This window comes from Tenacibaculum amylolyticum (assembly GCF_964511145.1).
In the GTDB taxonomy this organism is placed as follows: Bacteria; Bacteroidota; Bacteroidia; order Flavobacteriales; family Flavobacteriaceae; genus Polaribacter; species Polaribacter amylolyticum.
Genome location: NZ_CAZEFZ010000062.1, coordinates 1,311 through 3,768, shown reverse-complemented (window position 1 = coordinate 3,768; position 2,458 = coordinate 1,311). Strand labels below are relative to the sequence as shown.

Sequence of the window (2,458 nt, the reverse complement as noted above, 5' to 3'; positions counted from 1 at the left end):
AAAGTATTAATTTAGTGGCTCATATACCCCCGAAATATATGAACACTAAATCAGTAATTATACATTTATAAATACAATTATATTTACTCTAGTATTAATTTTTAAAATAGAGTAATTATGAAAAAAATAGCATTTGTTTTAGCTATGTGTTTTTGTGTGTTTTTATTAACTGGTTGTATTGATACAGCAAAAGAATTAGAAGAATTAAAAAATGATGAGCAACAAATCAACCTTATTGAACCTGATGAAACGGGAGAACCTGACGGTGGAGTACCAGAAGAGGAAGGTTAAAATTATACTTTTATATATAATATCTATTGGTATATCTACAGGAACTTTTTTTCATTTTTTTCAAAATAAAGTTCCTGTAGATGTTTTAGCACATCAAAAAACATTCAAACCGAAAGTAAAGCTAGCTAGGATAAACGATTTAAAGAAACTCAAAGAAAAACTAGTTAAAAAAGAAATATCTATTGAACAATTTGAAGAAATGTTTGATGAATCTCTTAAACATAGTAATTTAAGAGAAAAAGAATATTATAAAAAAAAGAAAGCACTCGTAAAAGATCATACTTTATTTAACTTCTCTACTGAACGTCAATTTACATTTATGTTCTTCTTGATCTTACTTGGACTTGCAAATGCTTTTCTAGCAATAATAGCTAATAACAATAGAGATAAAGAGCTAAAACCTTACTTAAACAAAGCATTGTTATTTACTACTAGTATTTCTTTATTTTGGATGTCTTGGGTCTTTTTGAATAATATTATTAACCAAAACAATTTGATCTATCTTTTTATGTTTATAGTCGCTAGTTTGATTTCAGCATATTTAGCATCATCTTTAATCAAAAAAGTATCTTCTAAAAAACTTAAAATACAAACTTTGGTAGATTTTACGCTTAGAGTTCGTGAAAAACACTATCCAGAGGTAGGTTCTAAAGCTTTGTATGCTGAAATACATGATAAGTCTCTAAAAAATGGAAAGACAATAAGCGAAATTAGTGATGAGTTTGAAGATGATCTTTTAAGCACTCTTGAAAAAGTTGTAGAGTAATTTTTTATAAAATGATGAAGAAAGATAAAGATAGATTAATTAAGAGGCACAAAATTTTTAAGAAGTTAATAAAGAAAGGATATACAAATAACCTTGAAGAGGATTCATTTAAAAAAAGTGTAAAAGATTTAAATAAAGAAAAATTAGAAAACGAAAATAAGAGACTTGAAAATAAGTTAGTTCAGAATGTTCGGGAATTAATTAATTCTTAGTTTTCTTCTGCTTTTCCTTTTCAATACTTTTCTCTACAATTTTATTAGCTTCTTGTAAAACAGACCTTTTAAAAATAGTAACAAAAATCTCTTCCATATTAAACAATTCAATATTTTCAGATATGTACGTTCCTATTTGATGTGGTGAAAACTTCTCTAATCCTTTAGTGTACTTAGAATTAACTTTACTTAGATTTTCTTCTTTTTTTAATAATTCATCATAAAAATTAATAACTATTTCCTTTGTTAGTCTTCTCGGTGAGTCTACCGTACCATTTAGTAATTTTCTAAAACCAGATTCACTCTTACCACTATACTTATGCAATTCATAGGCTGTTACCCCTCTATCTTTGAGGTATTTTATAGCTTCTTGATATGTGTTTTCATTATACTCCATTAAAAAAGTTTTAAAAAAGCTTGCAAAGTAACGTAAAGTGTCGTATGTTTGTTTTGTACAAGAACAAATATATAGAAATAATAACAAGTCAATACATAAAAAGTATTTGTCCTGTATAAATAGTGACTTAAATTAAATGATTAAGTTTTTTTATTAAAGTTGCTTTAAGATAAAAATTAGCTCAACGGGGGGCTATTTTCCGTAGAGGGGTGGGAACATATGAAGGTTTTTCGGAGGAACCTTATTTAATTCCCTAAGATGTCGTCTTTTTCATAGGGTGGCTTATCAACTCAAGTATGAAATATTACTTGGGTTGATTTTAAAAATTAATACGATCTATTTGGAGCTGTAAAAAGCATTCCAATAAAAATAAAAAGTAGGGTTTCATTTGATTTGGAATATAAGGACAATCCTCTTTTGTAGATGAGCAAGTGATTTGATTATATACCATTATCATTTTTCTTTAACGCCTTTTGGAAAGGGAAGGCATTTTATAATCATTTCACTCGCTCTAATCCCTGATGATTCCAACCTGAGAGTACTTTTCTTGGGTTGGTTCTTTTAAACGAATTATAAATATATGAAAATAGAATTTAATCAAGAAAAGTAATATGTATTTGTGTTGTTTTAAAATGTATATATTTTATGAAAACACAATTAAATTTAGTACTTTTATACTTGAAAAGAAAAGATAAAAAATTGTTCTGAAAATCTCCCAATCCTCAGATTTTTTTCAAACACTTTTATAATACTAATGCTTAGTAGTTAGCTACATAAGCCTGTATTGCTATG

Annotated in this window: 4 protein-coding genes; 3 read left to right on the top strand and 1 reads right to left on the bottom strand. The window is 26.9% G+C overall.

The genetic code is table 11. From position 1 onward, the window contains the following. The first annotated feature begins 117 nt into the window (after positions 1 to 117). From ACKTTC_RS13180 to ACKTTC_RS13170, 3 genes are read left to right on the top strand one after another with little or no spacing between them, the layout of a single operon-like run. Positions 118 to 291 (top strand): hypothetical protein, encoded by a 174-nt coding sequence (locus ACKTTC_RS13180; RefSeq protein ID WP_408040302.1) that lies wholly within the window; start codon positions 118 to 120, stop codon positions 289 to 291. Continuing rightward, positions 266 to 1,057: a hypothetical protein gene (locus tag ACKTTC_RS13175; RefSeq protein WP_408040301.1), complete on the top strand. Its 792-nt coding sequence runs from the start codon at positions 266 to 268 to the stop codon at positions 1,055 to 1,057. The genes ACKTTC_RS13180 and ACKTTC_RS13175 overlap by 26 nt, the downstream gene beginning before the upstream one ends. 11 nt (positions 1,058 to 1,068) lie before the next feature. Next, positions 1,069 to 1,269, top strand: a complete 201-nt coding sequence (locus ACKTTC_RS13170) for a hypothetical protein (RefSeq protein ID WP_408040300.1) — start codon at positions 1,069 to 1,071, stop codon at positions 1,267 to 1,269. Here ACKTTC_RS13170 and ACKTTC_RS13165 read toward each other — a convergent pair. After that, positions 1,259 to 1,666 carry a hypothetical protein gene (locus ACKTTC_RS13165; RefSeq protein WP_408040299.1) on the bottom strand — a complete coding sequence of 136 codons (408 nt, stop codon included), beginning with the start codon at positions 1,664 to 1,666 and terminating at the stop codon, positions 1,259 to 1,261. The genes ACKTTC_RS13170 and ACKTTC_RS13165 overlap by 11 nt on opposite strands. Positions 1,667 to 2,458: the final 792 nt, after the last annotated feature.